Here is a 21,324-nt window from a genome sequence, read left to right as displayed (position 1 = left end):
CTCGTTATTGCGAATGAAAATCGATATTAGTTTATAATAAGTTTTAAAAAGTAATATCTATTGCGTATTATACTACAAAAACCATCGGAATGATATATTTTTCTAAAAGTCAGAAAAGAATTATTTCTGACTTCTTAGGTAATAATTTCTCAATATTTTTGTACCACGGTTATACTACGAATAAACCTCTTATTTTGTTTCAAAAAAATATTATTTTTTTTATTTATAAGATATGTAGCCAAGACTAAGTACACGAACACAACAACGGGGTGAAATTCATGCAGAAATCCATCAAATTACTTGCTGTGCTTCTTTTCCTCACCGCTTGCGGACCAAAGGAGATTACAACAGAAGACCTTGAGAACAAAGCAGTTTCCGTTAAAACAGAGGAAGTTCAAACAAAAGACTTAAGCAATACCGTTGAACTTTCAGGGGTTGCTGTACCCGCCAAACAAATCCCCCTTTTTTCTCCCGCTCCTTTGACGGTGAAAAAGGTTCACAGAAATCTAGGAGATACCGTCAGACAAGGAGAATTGTTGCTTTCCCTCGATGAGAGCGAAGCAATAAAGCAGCTCGAAAGTGCCAAAAAAACGGCTTCCTCCATAAATGAAGCAGTAACAAAGGCCGAATCAGCAGCCGCATCTTCTAATGAAAGCGCAGAAAGTCTTCAGCAAGCAAAAGAAGAGCTGAATTCTGCACTTACAAAAGCAAAACAACAGTTAAATCAAATACAGGATGACAGCGTTCCGCCTTCTGATGTCGTAAAAGACAGTCTCGAAATCGTATTAAAACAAGCCGCATTGGCCCAACAAACCCTTACACAGTTTCAATCTGCCCAATCCATGCTTCCCCAATTGAAACAACAGCAGCAGCAGGCAGCCGAAGCGGTTAAACAAGCGGAAAAACTGGTCCAAGCTACAAGAATTACTTCTCCTATCGATGGAGTCGTATCAGAAATAACAGTAGTAGAAAAGGCGGTTACTCCTCCAAATGCACCTGTCATGACAGTCATTGATCAAAGTCAAATTGAAGCCGCTTTTCAAATCAACAGTTATGTCGTCTCCCAGCTAAAAAAGGGAAATCAAAGTACCGTTACATTTGACGGAGTAGAACAGTCGTTTCAAGCACAGATCAGCAATATTTCACCGACAGCTAATCCACAAACGGGATTATTTACGGTGCAAATTCCCATTCCAAATGAAAAACAGCTTGTTAAAGGAGGAATGAAGGCAACCGCAACCGTCATCGTCGATTCCTTAAAAGATGTATTGGTCATTCCTGCCAAAGCCGTTTTATATGAAGAGAATAACCCTTTCGTATTTATTGATAAAGAAGGAAAAGCCGTTAAAACACCCGTTTCTTTAGGAGTTCAAAATGAAGGAAATGTTCAAGTTCTCCAGGGAGTCACAAAAGGAGATAAAATTGTCGTCGATGGAAAAGAACAATTAAACAACGGAGATTCGCTTCGTGAAAGAAAGAGTGAATAAGATATGAACATTGTTAAACTTTCTGTCATTCGACCGATCGCAATGGGAATGGTTATCATACTTATACTGATTCTAGGAGGAGTCAGCGTCAAAAATATGCCGGTTGACTTATTCCCTGAACTCACCTTTCCAGTCGCTGCCGTAACGGCTACTTATGATGGAGCGGGCCCTAGAGAAGTTGAGAACTTGCTTGCAAAGCCGCTGGAAAATGCGATGGGTACCATTCCAAATGTAGAGAGTGTCACCTCCATCTCGAGAAACGGCGGCTTGCTTATTCTCGTTTCTTTCAATTGGGGAACCGATATGGATTTTGCTACCTTAAAAATGCGAGAAAAAATTGATGCCGTGAGAGACTTTTTGCCTTCTGAAGCACCTGCACCTCGGGTCATGCGTTTCGATCCAAGCGACTTGCCGATTATGCAGCTTGCCATTACCGCTGAAAATGAGGAGTTTTCCACATTAAAAAGAATGGTGGAAGAAGATATTAAACCCCGTTTAGACGGAGTTGAAGGGGTAGCTTCCGTATCAATAGAAGGCGGCGCGAATAAAGAGGTACAAGTAAATCTGGATCCTGAAAAGCTGGCATCTTATGGTTTAACCATCCAGCAGCTCCAGCAGATTATCGGTTCTGAAAACATTAACTTGCCTGCTGGAAACATTGAAGATCAAAATCAGAATTTGCCTATTAGGGTGGCAGGTCAATTTGAATCGATTGACGATATCGCTTTATTGCCGATTCCAACCAACTCCGGTGTATTAGTATTGAAAAACATCGCTGATATCCAAGAAGCATATGAAGAAACAACCCAATTAAGCTATTTAAACGGGAAGAATGCCATCGGTATTTCAATTTTAAAACAATCAGGCTCCAATACTGTAACAGTCGCAGAGGATATTGAAAAAAAACTTAACGAACTTGATGAATTACTGCCCAAGAACGTAAAAATGGAACTGATTTTCGATCAAAGTCAATTCATTAATCAATCCATCTCAGCCGTCTCCTCTAACATGCTTATCGGAAGCGGACTGGCGGCAGGAATTTTATTTTTATTCTTACGAAACCTTCGAAGCACTCTTATCATTGGTTTTGCCATCCCTTTATCCATTGTGACAACATTTGTCTTTATGTATTTCAGCGGGCAAACTTTAAACTTGCTTACCCTTGGAGGACTAGCATTAGGAATTGGTATGATGGTTGACAACGCTATCGTCATTTTAGAAAATATTTATCGCTCACAGCATCTCGGTATGTCCCTAAAAAAAGCTGCTATTCAGGGAACGAGAGAAGTCGGGACCGCAATTATTGCCTCGACATTAACAACAGTCATTGTCTTCTTGCCGATTGTATTCGTCGAAGGCTTGGCTGCGCAGCTCTTTAAACCGCTGGCCCTTGTCATCTCTTTCTCGCTTCTCGCTTCTTTATTTACGGCGCTCATTATCGTACCGCTGCTGTCATCGCTTTTTCTAAAAGTACAGGAAGAAAAAGAATCGTCAGGACAATTATTTTCTTCTATTTTGCGAAAATACACTGCCCTGCTTGTAATCGTATTGGCACATCCGAAAAAAACGATTCTTATCATCGTGACTGCCTTAGCTTTGTCGCTTACAGGAATTCCTTTCATCGGTACTGAATTTTTACCGGCACAGGACCAGAGCTTTGTATCCATTACAGCCAAACTGCCCGAAGGAAGCTCTTTAGATGCCACCTATGAAAAAACGGAAGAGATCAATAGTAAAATTAAAGATATTACTGAAATCGATTTAATTTACGTCAAAGTAGGAGGCGCCGCTAATTTTTCATACGGAGCCGGCTCCCAAACAAATCAAGCTAATTACAGCATTTTGCTCAAACAAGTCGGTGAACGCTCCCGCTCAGACTTAGAAGTAGCAGAAGACATTCGAGATAGGCTAAAAGATGTTCCCAACATTGGAGTGAGTGTTTCGGCCAGTGATTCAGGATTTTCTACAGACCCGATTTCACTTAGTATTACAGGCCCTGACTTGCAGGTCCTTGAACAAATTGCCAATGAGACAGTAACTCTCATTTCTGACATCGAAGGAGTTCGTGAACCAAAATCAAACTATGAAACAGGAAACCCTGAGATTGTGGTCGATATTGACCGTGAAAAAGCGGCCTCATATGGCATTGGAAGTGCCCAAATTGCTTCGGCCATTAATGATGCAACGAAAGGAGTCGTCGCCAGCAGACTGGCACGTAACGGAGAAGAGCTGGATATTCGTCTTGTTGTAGAAAGCCGTTTTACTTCTTCTCTTTCTGATTTGGAAAGTCTGCTCATTAAATCTCCTGCTGGAGCGAATATTCCATTGCAAGCCGTTGCCCATATTTCAAGAGGACAGGGTCCTTCCCAAATTGTCAGAACGGACAGGCTCCGTGAGATTACCGTCAGGGCTGATATTCTTAACCGCGATTTAGGAACGATAACAGATGAAATTGAAGAAACGTTAAAAGACCATATTTCTCTTCCGAACAATCAATACAAAATTTCATTCGGCGGACAAAACGAACAAATGAACGATGCTTTTTATAAATTGTCCCTTGCTCTCGCTCTTGCCGTTGTCCTTGTTTATATGGTGATGGCTGGTCAATTCGAATCCTTTTTCTATCCATTCATCATTATGTTCTCTGTTCCCTTGACCGTTATTGGTGTGGTTTTAGGATTACTAGTGACAGGCAAACCGCTTGGAGTTGGTTCACTCGTCGGCCTTCTCATTTTAACGGGAATTGTTGTAAATAATGCCATTGTATTAATTGACTATCTGCAACAATTAAAAAAAGAAGGATACGAGCTGAAAGAATCCATTTTACTGGCGGGTCCAACAAGGCTCCGTCCCATCTTAATGACAACATTAACGACCATTCTCGGCCTTATTCCGTTAACGCTTGGATTTGGGGAAGGAACTGAAATTCAGCAGCCTATGGCGATTGTCATTGTCTTTGGGTTAAGCTTTGCGACCATCATTACTCTCGTCTTTATTCCAGCTGTCTATTATCTATTTGAAAAGAGAATGACCGAACAGGGATAAAAAAACATCTCTGTTCGGTCATTCTCCTGCAAGGTCCCGTCATGAAAACCGAGTAAAATTGAGAATTCAGTGACGGGGCCTTCAATAAAAAATAATTTTTGCAAGCTGTTTAAAACTTATGGGGTTACTGCTTTAAATATCCGCGAGTATATCGCCTTCATCACGATTTTGATCAAGGGTCAATACTTCATCAGCGGGTTGATAGGACTCTCCGTACCATTTTTTATCTTTATAGGTGTGAATCATCTCGTACGTTCTTTTCATTCCCTCAAAGATATTTTCTTCGCTTTCTTCTGTCGGCGACCAATACAAAATTTCCATTTGATTGATTTCGTTCGTGGCCAGCGACCGGCGGCGATAGCCAATGGACTGGGCATGTTCAAACCCTTCCCGTTTATAAAAACGCAATCTTTTTTCCGTATCACTGTCTTCATAATTCACCGGTTCCACTTCTAAAATAATCGCTTTGCCTTTCTTCTTTAATTTTTCGATTAATTGATGACCAAGTCCCTGTCCTCTTGATTTATTGGATACAAATAAATAATCGATGAATACGAAATCGTCCAGTTCCACATACATTAACACATGGTGCCGCCCTTCATCTTTATGATAAATATCTCCCCGTTCTTTTAAAAGCGCTTCAATATGCTCTTTTGACTTCATTTCTTCAATGGGAAAATATTGACTTAGTTTTTCATACCAATTCATTGATGGCCTCCTTAAATAAGTGATGTTGAAAGAGGTTTATCCCGCATTAATGGTGAGTAAGACCCCCACTGATGGAAGTTTCCTTTATAAAAAATCTGTTTCCTATTTACTATTTCCTATCTCGTTTTTCCTCACGCACAGTCTTTATTTTTTCTTTCCCCCTCGCGAATAAATTTAAACCCCATTTCTAAAAAACAAATAACCAACCCCTTTTTTTACCAGCTCATTTCATCTAAAATAAGGATAAAGGGACAATTTATTCAGCAGTCATCTTAATCCCGGTAGCTCGGGTTAAACAAAGAAATGGAGCTGAGAAAATGGGCGCATTCGCATTCGATTTTGTTCTGTTATCCACCTTTATTATCGGAATCACCGCACTAATGGGAGTCATATTGAACGGTATCGGAGAAAACTTGTTTGGCGGCAAAGAAAAGAATAAATTTTTCAACCGTTCTGCCCGAACACAGACAGGATGGAAGCAAGTAGGCGGAAAAAAATAAATCCACATAAATAATTGGGACAGAGGCAAAGACACCCCTGTCCCAATTATTTATGCATAAGCGGTTGACCTTTGTGAGCTTTTCAAAATGCAAGAATAAAAAGCCATGAACAAGATAAACAGAGATGACGATAAAAAAACTAACGTGGATCCATATAAAGGAACCTTTAATCAGTAGAAAGGTATCCTTTTTAATTGTTTACTTTTTCACGCTTCTTCTCCATTTGCTTTTCGTGGGCACGTCCATGGGCACGGTGACGGTCTTCTTCTACTTCCTTCGAAATTTTCACACCTTGCGGAACTGCATTTGACGTTACTTTTTTCAGCCCCATGCCGTCTTTTTCACAAACAAATGAAGCTCTCGTCGAAACGGTTGCACCCGGTTCTGTCACAAATGGCACGACACGATAATCCGCTCGCCATTGTTCCGGAGTTACGGTACAGCGGACATAACCTCGGTAATCGTTAAAGAATTTAATATTGGGATTTTGTGCTAGTATACGGTCAGTATCTGCTCTCTTATCAGCTCCATTTCCGCCGGATGTAATGGAAGTCCCCACAAACTCCGCCCCAATGATTTTAGAGCTTGGATTATTAAAATCCGTCATTATGTTTGATGCCCAGCTTGCATGAACATCTCCTGTAAGAACAATCATGTTATTGATGTTCTTACTGCTAGCAAAGTCCGTGATACGCTGGCGCGCGGCCGGATAACCGTCCCAAGAATCCATACTGTATGTTGGTGCCGTGTCTGTTCCAAATTTTCGCTGAGCAAAGAAAATTTGCTGTGCGAGTACGTTCCAGTGAGACTTTGAATTACCAAGGTTACCAAGCAGCCATGCTTCCTGTTCCTTCCCAAGAGTTGTACGGTTTGGATTCAAAGATTCTGCTGTATGGGCTTTCGTCCCGTCCCCATTTGCCTGATCATCACGGTATTGGCGCGTATCAAGTACATAAAAAGAAGCTAAATTACCGTAAGAGAAACTGCGGTATAATTGCATGTCCGCACCGTGCGGCAAAGATGTTCTGCGAAGCGGCATATGCTCATAATAAGCTTGATAGGCGGCTGTACGGCGTTTGATAAATTCTTCAACAGACTGGCCTTTTTCAGGGATTACATTAGCATAATTGTTTTCGACTTCATGGTCGTCCCATGTTACTACCCACGGAAATGCAGCATGGGCAGCTTTCAAGTTCGCATCTGAACGGTATTGCGCATGACGGTTTCGATAATCTTCCAGCGTAACGATCTCCGGACCGCTATGAGTACGAACATTACCAGTTGAAGCAACATATTCATTCGGTCCGTACTCGTAAATATAGTCACCTAGATGGAAGACCAGATCAAGTTCCTCTTTGGCCATATGTTCATAAGCCGTATAATAGCCGTGTTCATATTGTTGACAGGAAGCAAAGGCGAATGTCATGCTGGAAACACTTGAACCGCTTGCAGGAAGTGTTTTCGTTCTTCCTACAGGGCTTAGCTCATGGCCGCTTTTAAAACGGTAATAGTAAATTTGATTAGCCTCTAACCCCTCGACCTCCACATGAACTGAATGGGCGAGTTCCGGTCTTGCTAACTCCGTTCCTCGTTTCACAATTCGACGGAAATGCTCATCTTTCGCGATTTCCCATTTGACTGGTATTGTTTGCTGAGGCATTCCGCCGCCATTGAGCGGATCAGGAGCTAACCTTGTCCACAATACAACACTGTCAGAAAGCGGATCTCCTGAAGCAACACCAAGTGTAAACGGATAGTTTTGAAATTTTGGGGCAGCATTCACCTCAAATGCCCCTACACCCATTGACTGAGCAATCGTCAATCCAAGTGAAAGGCCGGCAATTTTACCGGCTCCTTGAAGGAAGCTGCGGCGATTAAATTCACTGTTATAAAAACTGTCATTATTCAATTTCTTCATCCATCCGTCTAACGAGTTTTCATTAACCATCACTATTTCCCCTCTCCGATATAAGAACATGGAATTCACGGTTCATTATAGAGACTATTTGTTAACAGTTTGTAAATAAATGTAAAGGTCATGATAAGAGAAAAAAAGACATATGGTAGTTTTTTAATAGGACTTTAAAATGGTAGGAAAATGTAATTTTTAGGAGGATATAGTAGATAAATGGGTCGATGAAAGTCTACGATCATCTGAATATTGATAAAACAAACTATAATTAGTGGTTCTTCTGTCCTGATTTTTTTTACATTTCTTTTAAAGAAAATTAACAAAAACTAAACGTGTTGGCTTTAGGCATAAAAAGTATTTATAGAAACACATCGCCTGCAAATTCTGTTATAGACATAAAAAAAAACGACCTCCTGCGAGATCGTTTTTCTTTTATTTACGATTGTTGACCTTGTACTGTGCAAACTCAGCTTCCGAGCATGCGACAAAATGTCCTGGTTTCACTTCACGTAACATCGGTTCTTCTGTACCATAGTTATGAACGCTAGGGTCATAAACTTGACGGACACGAGTACGCTCTGAATCAGGGTCCGGCTGTGGAATAGCTGAAAGCAGCGCTTTTGTATAAGGATGAATCGGATTTCGATATAATTCGTCACTCGGGGCAAGCTCAACAATGCGACCGCGATACATAACGCCAATTCGGTCACTAATGTATTTGACCATCGATAAATCATGGGCAATAAACAAATAAGTTAATCCTCGTTCACGCTGCAAGTTTTTCATTAGATTCACAACCTGGGCTTGAATCGATACGTCAAGTGCCGAAATCGGCTCATCCGCAATAATGAAGTCTGGCTGTACGGCTAACGCACGGGCAATTCCGATACGTTGACGCTGCCCCCCTGAAAACTCGTGCGGATAGCGGTTTGCATGTTCACGGTTTAAACCGACCGTCTCTAAAAGCTCATATACTCGGTTCATGCGCTCTTCTTTCGATTTCGCCAATCCGTGAATATCAATTCCCTCTGCGATAATATCTGCTACCGTCATACGGGGATTAAGAGACGCATAAGGGTCTTGAAAAATCATTTGCATTTTGCGATTGAATTTTTTACGCTCCGCTTTCGATTTTTTACCATGAACGTTTTCACCGTCAAAAATGACCTCACCCGATGTAGCATTATATAAACCAATAATAGTACGTCCTGTTGTCGATTTACCACAACCTGATTCTCCTACAAGTCCAAGAGTTTCTCCTTTGAAGATGTCGAAGGTCAGACCATCTACGGCTTTAATAACACTCCCTTTTCCTGTATCAAAGTGTTGTTTAAGGTTTTTGATTTCTAGCAACTTTTGCTCTGCTACCATTTTACTCACCGTCCTTTATTAACACAGGCTTCGCATAAGAATTAGCCAGCTGGCGCATACGGCGTTTTACCGATTCCGGCGGCTCTACCTTTGGGGCATCCGGATGGAGCAGCCATGTTTTCGCATAATGCGTATCAGATACTTTAAACATCGGCGGCTCTTGCTCAAAGTCTATTTTCATGGCGTAAGGATTCCTGGGAGCAAATGCATCTCCTTTAGGCGGATTTGTCAAATCCGGCGGTGAGCCAGGGATGGCTGCAAGTTCTTCTTGTGTATCATTCTCTAAGCTCGGCATGGATGCCAACAGTCCCCACGTATATGGATGCTGAGGATTATAGAAAATTTCGTCCACTGTTCCCATCTCGACAATTTGGCCTGCATACATAACAGCTACACGATCTGCCACGTTGGCCACAACACCTAAGTCATGGGTAATAAAAATGATGGATGTACCCATTTTTTGTTGAAGTTCCTTCATCAATTCCAAAATTTGCGCTTGAATGGTCACATCCAGTGCTGTTGTCGGCTCGTCCGCAATTAACAGCCTTGGATTAGAAGCAAGCGCGATGGCAATCATGACACGCTGCCTCATCCCGCCTGAAAATTCATGAGGAAATTGATTTACACGTTTTTCAGGCATTGGAATTCCTACTAGCTTTAATAGTTCAATCGCCCGTTCTTTCGCTTGTGCTTTCGACATGTTTTGATGCTTAATCAACACTTCCATGATTTGCTGTCCAACCTTCATCGTCGGATTTAACGATGTCATCGGGTCCTGGAAAATCATTCCAATTTCTCCCCCGCGAATTTGTTCCATTTCTTTATCCGTTTTTTGCACGAGGTTTTGACCGTTAAAGATGATTTCCCCGTTCGTAATTTTACCTGGCGGCATGGGAATCAATCTCATAATGGTTTGGGAGGTTACACTTTTACCTGACCCCGACTCCCCTACAATGGCAAGTGTTTCGCCTTTATTCAGGTGAAAGTTCACGCCGCGAACAGCCTTGACTTCTCCAGCATATGTCTGAAATGCTACTTCCAAATCATTTACCTCTAATAAACGTTCCATCTCTTCTCACTCCCTTATTTGCGTAATCTTGGATCTAGTGCGTCACGTAAACCGTCACCGATTACGTTGAATGCGAAAATAGTTAAACAGATAAATGTAGCCGGGAAGAATAAGCGCCATGGATAATATTGCAAGGCTGGCAATCCTTCAGATGCCATCGTTCCCCAACTTGCCAATGGTGCTGGTACACCCAAACCTAAGTAGCTCAAGAAAGCCTCTGTAAAAATAGCCGATGGAATCGTTAATGTCATGGTAACTAAGATAGGCCCCATCGCATTTGGAATTAAATGTTTAAATAAAATGCGCTTCGTATCTGCCCCCAACGTTTGAGAAGCTAATACATATTCCTGGCCTTTCAACTGTAAAACTTGTCCGCGCACAATACGCGCCATGTTAATCCAACCCGTAATGGTCATCGCCAAAATCATGGTTCCTAACCCTTGGTCTAATACTACCATCAATAAAATAACGAGCAATAAGTACGGTACACCCCATAAAATATCAGCAAAGCGCATCATCGCTTCATCTGTACGACCGCCGCGGTAGCCGGCGATACTGCCCCAAATGACTCCGATCACTAGATCGATCAGTGCGGCTGATAAACCAATAAATAATGAAATTCGCGCCCCGATCCATGTACGGGTAAAGACATCGCGCCCCAATTCATCTGTTCCGAACCAGTGTTCACTAGACGGTGCCTGGTTTGTACTCATTAAATCATTCGTTGCATAATCATATTTTGTCATCATCGGTCCAAAAGCAGCCATGAATAGAAGGAGGACGAGCAACACAACCCCAAACATCGCTAATTTATTTTTACGAAAACGAAGAGATACATCTTTCCAAAATGAAAGACTAGGCTTCGAGATTTTTTCTGCTTCACTTAAATCAACCGTAGCAGGCTGAAACATATCTTTTGGAATTTGCTGCATTGTTTACTCTCCTTTCTTTCCGCCTGTCAGCTTGATTCGCGGATCGATAAGTCCGTATGCGATATCAACGAGAAGGATACATAAAAGTAATAAAATACTGTAAAACACCGTTACACCCATAATTGTCGTATAATCGCGGTTTGAGATACTTGTGACAAAGTGAGATCCAAGTCCCGGGATACCGAAGATTTTTTCGATAACGAAACTTCCCGTCAATACTCCCGCAGCGAGCGGTCCTAAATATGATACAACCGGCAGCATTGCATTTCGAATGGCATGCTTTACCGTAATGACCGGTTTACTTAATCCTTTCGCTTTTGCTGTCTTGATATAGTCATTACTCAATACCTCAAGCATGCTTGAACGTGTTAAACGAGCGATAAAAGCCATTGGTGTAGAAGCTAAAGCTAAAGCAGGCAAAAATGTATGCGCCCATGATTCCCAGCGTGCAACCGGAAACATTCCAAGTTTCATTGCTAAAAAATATTGGAGAACTGTTGCCATAATGAAGCTTGGTACAGAGATTCCGAGAACCGCAATAACCATGGCCGTGTAGTCCTGCCATTTATTATGATTCAGTGCAGCAATGACTCCCAGCAATACCCCAAACGCCAATGCTAAGAAAATGGCCTCCATTCCAAGAGTAAAAGATACTGGAAATCCGCTGTTAATTAAGTCATTTACCGTTTGTCCTTTATATTTAAAAGATGGACCGAAATCCCATTGCGCAATAGACGTTAAATAGTCTACATATTGCATGTACCATGGTTGATCTAGTCCGTAATATGCGTTTAAGTTTTTCTCAATCTCCGGAGGCAATTGCTTCTCAGATGTAAAAGGTCCCCCTGGAGCAGCTCTCATTAAGAAAAACGTTGCTGTAATAATTAAGAAAAGAGATAGAAACATATACAGCAAACGCTTGCCGATATACTTAAGCACACGTAACACCTCCATAATTTAACAAATAGATCTTATCAGAAAGAAAAGTATATGGAGAATCCCCATATACCTTTCCGTTGTGATAGCTTATTTGTTTTACACCATCTTTAAATTTTACTCAAAGTGAGCCCATTTAAATTGAGCATCGCCAAGACCGGATACTTGTACATCTTTTAAGTTGTCTACTTGTACCCAAGTGTTTGTGTAGAAGTAAATTGGAGCAATCGGCATTTCATCCATTAAGATTGCTTCCGCTTGTTTTAACATTTCCTCACGTTTTTCAACATCTTGCTCCTTGGCAGAATCAAGTAACAATTGTTTGTACTCTGGGTTTTCCCAGTTTGTATCATTATTTCCGCCTTCTTTATCACGGTAAAGCTCTAGGAAGTTGATCGGATCATTGAAATCACCTAACCAACCCATACGGCCGATTTGGTAATCGCCGCGATGTAATTTTTCAATGTACACTGCCCATTCAGCGTTATCAAGGTCTACTTTTACGCCTAAGTTTTCTTTCCACATGTTTTGAATAGCTTGTGCAATTTTCGCATGCTTATCATCTGTATTGTAAGAAAGCTTGATAGCCGGTAATTCAGATACATCTTTTAAGCCCATTTCTTCTAGACCTTTTTGAAGGTATTCTTTTGCTTTCTCTACATCATTATCTTTGAAGTAACCTTTTTCATTTTCTTCAAACATTGTCGGTGGTACAGCAGCCATTGCCGGGATGACGCCATCTTTTGTGATGTTTTCTGTAATCCCTTTACGGTTGATTGCATATGCTAACGCTTTACGGATGTTCACGTTGTCTAACGGTTTTTGCTCTGTATTAAATTTGTACCAGTAAGTACCTGCGATTGCTTGAATTTGAAGTTTACCAGAATCTTTTAATTGTGGAATCGCTTCAACCGGTAATTGACCTGTTGGCATACCTGCCCAGTCTAAGTCGCCGCTTTCGAACATGGATAATTCAGTGTTGTTGTCATTTACCATGTACATGTCGATTTTTTCCAGCTTTACAGCATCTTTATCCCAATACGTATCGTTTTTCTCTAATACGATTTTGTTGCTGTGATCCCAAGTGGTCATTTTGAACGGACCGTTGGATGTATAGTTTTCACCCGCATTTGTATGCCACTTGTCATTTGCTTCCGCAATTTTGCTGTTAACAGGCAAATATGTGTAGAACGCTGTTAACTCTAAAAAATAAGGAGTCGGGTTTTCAAGCTGTACTTCTAACGTTTTTTCATCAATCGCTTTAACTCCTACTTGGTCAACTGGAACTTTACCTTCATTTGCAGCTTGACCATTTTTCAAATAATAAAGCTGATATGAATATTGAGATTCATGAGCTGGATCTAATACCCATTTCCACGCATATTCAAAATCCTTTGCGATAACTGGATCACCATTCGTCCAAGTAGCATCTTTACGGATTTTGAATGTATATGTCTTGCCGTCTTCACTTACTTGCACATCTTCTGCCATTGCATTTTCAGGTTTATCATCTTGTCCGATACGAGTTAACCCTTCAAATGTTTGACGCAATACGCCGCCTGATACTGAATCATTCGCAAGTCCTGGATGTAATGAGAATGGCTCAGTTTTGATGTTTACGCGAAGTTCTTGTTTAACTGCTCCTCCTTCATCTTTGCTTCCAGCATCTTTTCCGTCTTTGCTTGCAGAATCATTGTTGAAACCGCATGCTGACAAGAAAAGAGAAAAGACAAGAAGCAAGCTGAACATAACAGATAATCTTTTCTTCATTTTTTTCCCCCCACATGATTAGTTTGTCAATAAATAAATCCCCACTTTTACTCAAATAATATTCCTCTTTAACAATTTCCGAATTGATAGAAATGACTGTATTAATAGAATTATCTAACTTTTTCAGTCAGTCATAAACTAAAGATGAGTGTAAAGAGATCATCCTCTACACTTGATTCGACCACGAATATGTTCTCTCTGCTTTTTGTACATATGTATCAAATGTAGAAAATATCTTTTGAATAAATAAACTAAAAACAGAGTCTTTTTCTATTTTTCTGAAAAATTAAAGGAATGTAAATTATTTGTGAAAATTTATTTATTACTGTTTATTATAAATAGTTTAAAAATTTATTGCAATATTAATTTATTAAGTTTACTTTGTGAAAAAACCTAAAAAATTATGTCTTTTTATCTATTCTATTTGAACAATAATCATTTATTATTATATAATGGAAGCGGTTTCTAAAAATAAATGTCGTATTTTGTCGAATACAAAAATATATTTTCTCTATATATTAATGATTCAATGGAATAATGTTACAATCAAAAAAATATATTTTTTCTGTATATTGATACTTTCATACAGCTATGTTGCATTTTGATTTCAGCGCGTTATAATAGCATTTAGATACCATCATATTGAAGCAAAGAAAAAGAAGAGTACATATGACGATGACTTTTCAGAGAGTTTGTGGCTGGTGTGAACAAACATTCATCCGTATGGAATGGGCTTTGGAGCTTTCAAGTCAAATGCTTGAACGTATTTTCGGCGTTAACGAATATCATGCTTCCTTCAGCATGATCAGAGCGATTTTGAGAAAACCTCAAAATAACTAGGGTGGCAACGCGGTCCATTCGTCCCTAATTTTATTAGACGACGAATGGGCTTTTTTGTTTTTCAAAAGATTTAAAACGAAAGGATGATTATTTATGAAAACTATCTTCTCCGGCATTCAACCGAGCGGTACCATTACACTTGGAAACTATATTGGGGCATTGAAGCAGTTTGTAGAATTGCAAAATGATTACCATTGTTACTTCTGTATTGTCGATGAGCATGCCATTACGGTTCCGCAAGACCGCTTGCAGCTTCGCAAAAACATTCGCAGCTTGGCTGCCCTGTATATCGCGGTGGGCATCGATCCGACCAAATCAACTCTCTTTATCCAATCAGAAGTTCCAGCGCATACGGAGGCCGGCTGGTTGCTTCAGTGTGTGTCATATATCGGAGAGCTTGAGCGCATGACACAATTTAAAGACAAATCAGCAGGAAAAGAAGCCGTTTCAGCAGGATTATTAACATACCCACCGTTAATGGCAGCCGATATTTTATTATACGGGACAGATATCGTTCCTGTTGGAGAAGACCAAAAACAACATCTCGAACTAACCCGCGATTTAGCTGAGCGTTTCAATAAAAAATATAACGACATTTTCACGATTCCTGAAGTACGTATTCCAAAAGTTGGGGCTCGTATCATGTCATTACAAGATCCGCATAAAAAGATGAGCAAATCTGATCCAAATCAAAAAGCATTCATTACAATGCTTGATGATGCCAGAACAATCGAAAAGAAAATTAAGAGTGCCGTGACGGATTCAGAAGGAATCGTCCGTTTTGATAAAGAAAACAAGGCAGGCATTTCTAATTTAATGGGTATATACTCGATTTTAGGAAACAAAACAATTGAAGAGATTGAAGCAATGTATGAAGGAAAAGGCTATGGAGATTTCAAAACCGATACTGCAGAAATTGTGGTAAAAGCCCTTTCACCGATTCAAGAAACATATTATGAATTAATTGAATCGACAAAGCTTGATGATATTTTGGATGAAGGTGCAGAGCGTGCCAACCAAACGGCCAATAAAATGCTTCGTAAAATGAAAAACGCGATGGGACTTGGACGTAAAAAATAATAAGTAGAACTTTTATCATCTCCAAGAAGGCCGCGTCATGAAAATCTTGGAAAACCAAGGGGGTATGGGACAGCCAAATCTAAAAAGACGAGCGGGTTCATCCGCTCGTCTTTTTAATTCACTTTTGATTCTTGTTCCATTTCCCATAATTTTTCGAAGAAAGGCTGTCCCTTTATTAAGTTTTCGCATAAAGACATATGCTTCTCAGACCACCCTTCTTTCGTATCCTCATATAAATTCTTCCATACTTCTTCAAACGACATTTGCTGGGTTTGTTCATACCGGCTCGGGTTCCATTCTGTATACCAGTAACGGACTTGTGCAACATTTTTCGATGTATGAAGCTGATCCAGAGCCATAAACAACAGTTGCTTTAACTGACGTTCTTTCCTCGTTAAGCCTCTCATCGTGTTTGGAGACGGCGATAAAATATGATGCTCTTTTTTCTCAAGTTCATGCTGATCAAATTCATATTCAATCACATCTTGTTCCTGAATCATTTCGTACACAAGCTGTTCTTGGCGCGGAATTAACCGGCTTTTACGAATAGGAATTTGATAGCCCATCGTATCAACTGCTATAATTCCTTGACCATCTGTTACAACAAAACAATACTCCAGCTGAATTCTCTCATGATTTTTCCGAATGTATGCTTTTTGGAACACATCGTTTAGTAATGGTTGAGGTAACTCGGATAAATCATTTTCAATGTAGTGAAACAACAGTGGGTGTACTTTCAATAAAGGAACTTGGTCAAGCAATTCGACACAATCATCTTTACGCCATTCATGGAAACTGCATACATTATAACCATTTTCCTCACCTTCAAACCAATTGACCCATACATCATGAAGATATAGCATTTTTACCCCTCACTTACTAACTGTTTATTAACAATCAGTATAGGCATATAAAGGTAATTTTATTCCAAATCATGTTAATTGTACTTATCTTTTCTCGTCGGCGGTGATGTATAAATGGCTAAGTATAAAAAAAATAATCCTAACAATGACAAATAGCATTCAGGTCTTGTTTTAATATAATGAAAATATTCTTCATAAGTATATCCTGCAGTCAGTAAATTCAAATAAGCAATAACACTGACTCCGCCCACTACAGCGAATCCAAATCCTGTTAACAACAGAAATAATCGAATCAACTGCCTTCAAACCCCATCATCTTTCATCTCTCCCTTGCCACCCTTGTCCCACTCATTTCTAAATTATATGAAACTATACAGCGCCCATATTCCCCCCCCCCATATAATTTACCGACTATCTTTAAACCTCCTCTTCTCCCTTTATCTCGTGTGTCGGGACACAAGATTTTTTTACTTGATTGGAGTCTGCGTATCCCTACTCTCACAAATGAAAAACACCAATATGGTTGTTCCCTGATCATATCGGTGTTTCTAACCTTCATATATCTTCAAACTGCCTTTTTATCTTTTAAATCCGGAATTAGCTGCTATTTCTTGACTGCTAATATGCATTAGTTTTGCAGAGGATAAACGATTTGATTTTGTATAGTCTGTAACAAGGTGGTATCCGGCGTTATATCCGACCATCTTAGGGTACCATCTCATTCCATAAAGCAACTCATCATGTGTTCTTTCTTCTTTTTTGACATGCCGGTTCGGATAGATGTACTTCTCCCAGAATTGCATAGCCCGCTCCCGACTGTAGTATTTTGTCCAAGGAGCAAGATAGGCTTCCCCCACTTGTTCTTTAACGGCATGTTCAGCCAACCCTTCCATTACTAATGTATCAAGAAGAGTCAAATCCTCTTCTTTTTTTCTCATAGCCTTCAGCCGGCAAATATGATGATACTCATGTGTTAAAATGGCAAACAGTTCGGCCTCTTCTATATCTTCCCTTGCAAATAAAAACAGTTTATCTGAAAATGCTACTCCCGATTTTCCATTAAACTCTCTTTGGATTTGGCGATTCCTTGAATCTGACGGAAATAGCAAAACAGGAATATCAGGCCCATTCCACAACCTTTGAAGTTTTTTAAAGTGAGGATTGATTTTCTTCCATAAATTTTTTTTTACAAACGCTTCAATTTGTTCTTGCGGTTCTCCGCCTATTCGAAACATTCCATGACTAATCAGTAAGCGAGTCATTTCCTTTGAGGAAAATTCCGAAAAATAAACCGCCAACTTTTCCTCGAATGAACGAGGATCCTTAAGCATATGAGTTAACCATTCATTTGTGGAAATAACAGGCATATAATCTTCCTTTCTCAAAGATCCTTTTTTCTATCATATGCCACCTCATTCTGCAATTTCCTCATAAAGCACAACTGTATCTGAAAGAAAGGATTTATGGGCTTAATGAGAAATACAAAAAACTGGTTCAAATGAATGAAAAACATTCCTTTGAACCAGTTTTGTTTAATCCAGCCTTCATGTTAATTTTCATGTTCTTAGTATTTTAATTCATTCGAATCAAATAGCATTTACTGTTCATATTTCTTTAAGATAATCGTAGCGTTATGACCACCAAAACCGAGTGAATTACTGAGGACTGCCTTTACTTCTTGTTTACGTGCTTTATTTGGAACATAATCTAAATCACACTCCAGATCTGGTGTTTCATAATGAATGGTTGGCGGAATGATTCCCTCTTCAATTGCTTTTATGCTGAAGATAGCTTCTACACCACCTGCTGCACCGAGCAAGTGACCGGTCATAGACTTGGTTGAGCTGATCGCTACCTTGTAAGCATGCTCGCCGAATACTTCTTTAATAGCCATGGTTTCATATTTATCATTATATTCTGTACTCGTACCATGAGCATTAATATAGTCAATGTCACTCGGCTGCATTCCTGCATCATTGATGGCCTGACGCATCGCACGCACACCGCCTTCACCACCCGGCGCTGGAGCTGTAATATGATGGGCATCACCTGTCGCACCGTAACCGACGATTTCAGCATAGATTTTCGCTCCGCGTGCAAGGGCATGTTCTAACTCTTCTAACACAAGAATACCTGCACCTTCTCCTATGATGAAACCATCACGGTTTTGATCAAACGGACGACAAGCCGTTTCCGGATCAGGATTTGTAGATAAAGCTTTGTTCGCACAGAAACCTGCAACAGACATTTTCGTAATTGGCGCTTCTGTTCCTCCTGTCACCATTACATCCGCATCTCCGCGCTGGATTACCTTAAAAGCGTCACCAATAGAGTTTGTTCCTGTCGCACACGCTGTAACGGTACAAGAGTTCATCCCTTTTGCTCCTAAAGCAATGGATACTTGCCCCGTTGCCATATCTGGAATCAGCATCGGTACGAAAAACGGACTGACACGGCGATATCCTTTTTCCTGAAATATTTCATACTGTTGTTCAAAGGTTTCCATGCCCCCGATACCAGAACCAATCCACACGCCAACACGCGGTGCGATTTCGTCTGTAATTTCAAGTTGTGCATCTTTGACGGCCATTAGCGAAGCCGCTACTGCATATTGTGTAAAACGATCCATTTTCCGTGCTTCTTTTTTATCAAAATAATTTTCAGGCTGAAAATCCTTTAATTGTGCCGCTACCTTCGCCGGGTATTCATCGGCATTCAGCCTTGTTAACGGACCAATTCCGGAAACACCGGCAATGGCATTTGACCAAGCTGTTTCAACGTCATTTCCTATCGGGGTTACTGCCCCTAATCCTGTTACAACTACACGCTTTTTTTCCATGCTGTCTACATCTCCTTTATTTGAATTGTCTAAGTATAAGTAAATAAGGAAATTCTTCCTCAGCAGAAACCTCACTGCCCATTCATACTAGATAAATGATTATTTACCCCAGCGAATGGCAATTGCTCCCCATGTTAGTCCGCCGCCAAAACCAACCATTACAATGACGTCATCTTCTTTTATCTTTCCATTCTCCAGCTCTTCCACCATTGAGATAGGAATCGAGGCTGCAGAAGTGTTTCCATATGATTGAATGGTTTTTGACATTTTCTCTTCAGGAAGCTCCAAACGCTGCCTTGCCGCTTCCATAATACGAATATTGGCTTGATGGGGAATGAGGAAATCTACATCCTCTTTAGATAATCCCGCTTTTTCAATGACATTAACACTGGATTCTCCCATTTGACGAACAGCAAACTTAAATACTTCTCGCCCATTCATTGCAATGTATTCATCTTGATAAAGATATTTCCCACCTGTTCCATCTGCACCGAGCTCAAATGATAATATACCTCGCCCTTCGCTCACGGCTCCCATGACAACTGCTCCCGCTCCATCTCCGAACAATACAGCCGTATTACGATCTTCCCAGTTAACAATGTTAGACAGCTTTTCGACTCCAACCACAAGTACATACTGATACGCACCCGTTTCAATGAACTGCTTTGCTGTAATCATACCGTACATGAATCCAGCACATGCCGCGCTTACATCAAAAGCTGCCGCTTTTTTCGCTCCAAGCTTTTCTTGAATCATACAAGATGCTGAGGGGAACGGATAATCAGGAGTAACGGTCGATACAATAATCAAATCAAGATCTTCAGGCCGCAAACCGGCATCCTTCAACGCCTTCTGTGCCGCTTCATAGCCCATATCTGCCGTTCCCACATCATCTGATGCAATCCGCCGTTCCTCAATCCCTGTTCTTGTACGAATCCATTCATCAGACGTATCCATTATTTTTTCTAAATCAGCATTCGTTACAATCTTTTCCGGCAAATAACGGCCGACTCCGATTATACCTGCGTTCATACTAGCATCTCCTTTATTTGAAGATTAAATCTCTTTATATATTCTATTATCAATTATTATGACTTGGTACTAATTTTAAGGTATTTTTTTTTATTTGTCTAGGTGTTTGTCTTATTCACCTTCCCATCTTTTTCATATAGTAGTATTATCGGAAGGATAAATTTAGTCACTTTTAATCAAGCTGGGGTGAATACGTTGCAAGAAAGGGAAAACCGTTTTAATCAGTTAATGTTTGGTTCTTCTCGAAAAAGAGAACAGAAAGAAGATGGCTTTTCGGAATCATCGTTAGCAAACGTGGATTGGAATCAGCTTATGAGTCAATGTCAAGAAATTGCTGTTTCTCTCCAAAGTTTAAAGCCTGTTATTAAGGAGCTGTCTCCTTTGCTTGATCTTTTCCAAAAGAAAGCTAAATAAAAAAAGCTATCTCATACTTGGATGAGATAGCTTTTTTTGTTGACCTTCCTTTGACCAAGGCGCTTACGCTTTTCTTGTTGTCCAGCTCCAGCGCCTAGTTCGCTGTGGAAATGATGATTGCTCTCATAAGGCAAAAAGCGCCTTATGGATCAATCCCTATTTCCTTCGCGAGCTGACCAAGGCGCTTACGCTTTTCTTGTTGTCCAGCTCCAGCGCCTAGCTCGCTGTGGAAATGATGATTGCTCTCATAAGGCAAAAAGCGCCTTATGGGTCAATCCCTATTTCCTTCACGAGCTGACCAAGGCGCTTACGCTTTTCTTAGTTATTGATTCGTTTCTTTTAACGCGTCTTCTTTGCCTAGCTCATATGCATCAGACATAACTTTTGTTAACAAAGCCATCACGGGCTGCATATGTTCCATGTTTAATTCAATTCCCGTTTGGTCGAGCAATTGCTTCGCTTCCGGCAAGTATTTCATTGCGATTTGCATAAATTGCATGTTCGGTTGTTCCATTTTGCCTAACCC

18 protein-coding genes and 1 other annotated feature are annotated in these 21,324 nt (G+C 40.3%); of the genes, 5 read left to right on the top strand and 13 right to left on the bottom strand.

Annotated features, from left to right (window positions below; genetic code table 11):
- Positions 1-278: 278 nt before the first annotated feature.
- Positions 279-1,487 (top strand): efflux RND transporter periplasmic adaptor subunit, encoded by a 1,209-nt coding sequence (locus BK575_RS02060; protein WP_078408675.1) that lies wholly within the window; start codon positions 279-281, stop codon positions 1,485-1,487.
- Between the two features lie 3 nt (positions 1,488-1,490).
- Positions 1,491-4,532, top strand: a complete 3,042-nt coding sequence (locus tag BK575_RS02055) for an efflux RND transporter permease subunit (RefSeq protein ID WP_078408674.1) — start codon at positions 1,491-1,493, stop codon at positions 4,530-4,532.
- Positions 4,533-4,664: 132 nt separating this feature from the next.
- Here BK575_RS02055 and BK575_RS02050 read toward each other — a convergent pair whose 3' ends face one another.
- Positions 4,665-5,240 carry a GNAT family N-acetyltransferase gene (locus tag BK575_RS02050; RefSeq protein ID WP_078408673.1) on the bottom strand — a complete coding sequence of 192 codons (576 nt, stop codon included), beginning with the start codon at positions 5,238-5,240 and terminating at the stop codon, positions 4,665-4,667.
- A 317-nt stretch (positions 5,241-5,557) separates the two neighbouring features.
- Here BK575_RS02050 and BK575_RS02045 point away from each other — a divergent pair, with 317 nt between their 5' ends.
- Positions 5,558-5,740, top strand: a complete 183-nt coding sequence (locus BK575_RS02045; RefSeq protein ID WP_078408672.1) for a hypothetical protein — start codon at positions 5,558-5,560, stop codon at positions 5,738-5,740.
- A 190-nt stretch (positions 5,741-5,930) separates the two neighbouring features.
- Here the strand turns inward: BK575_RS02045 and BK575_RS02040 are convergent, their stop codons facing one another.
- The 6 genes from BK575_RS02040 to BK575_RS02015 form a co-directional block, all read right to left on the bottom strand.
- Positions 5,931-7,688 carry an alkaline phosphatase D family protein gene (locus tag BK575_RS02040; protein ID WP_078408671.1) on the bottom strand — a complete coding sequence of 586 codons (1,758 nt, stop codon included), beginning with the start codon at positions 7,686-7,688 and terminating at the stop codon, positions 5,931-5,933.
- A 396-nt stretch (positions 7,689-8,084) separates the two neighbouring features.
- Positions 8,085-9,023 (bottom strand): ABC transporter ATP-binding protein, encoded by a 939-nt coding sequence (locus BK575_RS02035; protein ID WP_078408670.1) that lies wholly within the window; start codon positions 9,021-9,023, stop codon positions 8,085-8,087.
- A gap of 1 nt (position 9,024) precedes the next feature.
- Complete coding sequence (locus BK575_RS02030; protein WP_078408669.1) at positions 9,025-10,092, bottom strand: ABC transporter ATP-binding protein; 1,068 nt, start codon at positions 10,090-10,092, stop codon at positions 9,025-9,027.
- A 14-nt stretch (positions 10,093-10,106) separates the two neighbouring features.
- Positions 10,107-11,024, bottom strand: a complete 918-nt coding sequence (locus tag BK575_RS02025; RefSeq protein ID WP_078408668.1) for an ABC transporter permease — start codon at positions 11,022-11,024, stop codon at positions 10,107-10,109.
- A 3-nt stretch (positions 11,025-11,027) separates the two neighbouring features.
- Positions 11,028-11,963 carry an ABC transporter permease gene (locus BK575_RS02020; protein WP_078408667.1) on the bottom strand — a complete coding sequence of 312 codons (936 nt, stop codon included), beginning with the start codon at positions 11,961-11,963 and terminating at the stop codon, positions 11,028-11,030.
- 114 nt (positions 11,964-12,077) lie between these two features.
- Positions 12,078-13,730: a peptide ABC transporter substrate-binding protein gene (locus BK575_RS02015; protein WP_078408666.1), complete on the bottom strand. Its 1,653-nt coding sequence runs from the start codon at positions 13,728-13,730 to the stop codon at positions 12,078-12,080.
- A gap of 641 nt (positions 13,731-14,371) precedes the next feature.
- Positions 14,372-14,599 (top strand) — a binding site (T-box leader).
- A 64-nt stretch (positions 14,600-14,663) separates the two neighbouring features.
- On the opposite strand from BK575_RS02015, the gene trpS reads away from it, so the two are divergent.
- On the top strand, positions 14,664-15,650 hold the full coding sequence (gene trpS, locus BK575_RS02010; protein WP_078408665.1) for a tryptophan--tRNA ligase: 987 nt from the start codon (positions 14,664-14,666) through the stop codon (positions 15,648-15,650).
- Between the two features lie 113 nt (positions 15,651-15,763).
- On the opposite strand, the gene BK575_RS02005 is transcribed toward trpS, so the two are convergent.
- The 5 genes from BK575_RS02005 to BK575_RS01985 all read right to left on the bottom strand — a co-directional run bounded on the left by BK575_RS02005 (position 15,764) and on the right by BK575_RS01985 (position 20,384).
- Complete coding sequence (locus BK575_RS02005; protein ID WP_078408664.1) at positions 15,764-16,513, bottom strand: YjbA family protein; 750 nt, start codon at positions 16,511-16,513, stop codon at positions 15,764-15,766.
- Between the two features lie 74 nt (positions 16,514-16,587).
- Positions 16,588-16,809, bottom strand: a complete 222-nt coding sequence (locus tag BK575_RS02000; RefSeq protein WP_078408663.1) for a hypothetical protein — start codon at positions 16,807-16,809, stop codon at positions 16,588-16,590.
- A gap of 282 nt (positions 16,810-17,091) precedes the next feature.
- Entirely contained in the window at positions 17,092-17,880 is a 789-nt protein-coding gene (locus BK575_RS01995) for a DUF2268 domain-containing putative Zn-dependent protease (RefSeq protein ID WP_078408662.1), read from the bottom strand.
- 230 nt (positions 17,881-18,110) lie between these two features.
- On the bottom strand, positions 18,111-19,352 hold the full coding sequence (gene fabF / locus BK575_RS01990; RefSeq protein WP_078408661.1) for a beta-ketoacyl-ACP synthase II: 1,242 nt from the start codon (positions 19,350-19,352) through the stop codon (positions 18,111-18,113).
- A 99-nt stretch (positions 19,353-19,451) separates the two neighbouring features.
- On the bottom strand, positions 19,452-20,384 hold the full coding sequence (locus tag BK575_RS01985; RefSeq protein WP_078408660.1) for a beta-ketoacyl-ACP synthase III: 933 nt from the start codon (positions 20,382-20,384) through the stop codon (positions 19,452-19,454).
- A 195-nt stretch (positions 20,385-20,579) separates the two neighbouring features.
- Between BK575_RS01985 and BK575_RS01980 the strand changes: the two genes are divergently transcribed.
- Positions 20,580-20,798 carry a hypothetical protein gene (locus tag BK575_RS01980; protein ID WP_078408659.1) on the top strand — a complete coding sequence of 73 codons (219 nt, stop codon included), beginning with the start codon at positions 20,580-20,582 and terminating at the stop codon, positions 20,796-20,798.
- Between the two features lie 322 nt (positions 20,799-21,120).
- Here BK575_RS01980 and BK575_RS01975 read toward each other — a convergent pair whose 3' ends face one another.
- Entirely contained in the window at positions 21,121-21,312 is a 192-nt protein-coding gene (locus tag BK575_RS01975; protein WP_028398384.1) for a ComZ family protein, read from the bottom strand.
- Positions 21,313-21,324: the final 12 nt, after the last annotated feature.

The organism is Priestia abyssalis (genome assembly GCF_002019595.1).
Classification (GTDB): Bacteria; Bacillota; Bacilli; order Bacillales; family Bacillaceae_H; genus Bacillus_BA; species Bacillus_BA abyssalis.
The sequence above is the reverse complement of the archived record's forward strand: the minus strand, read 5'-3'. Positions and strand labels throughout refer to the sequence as shown.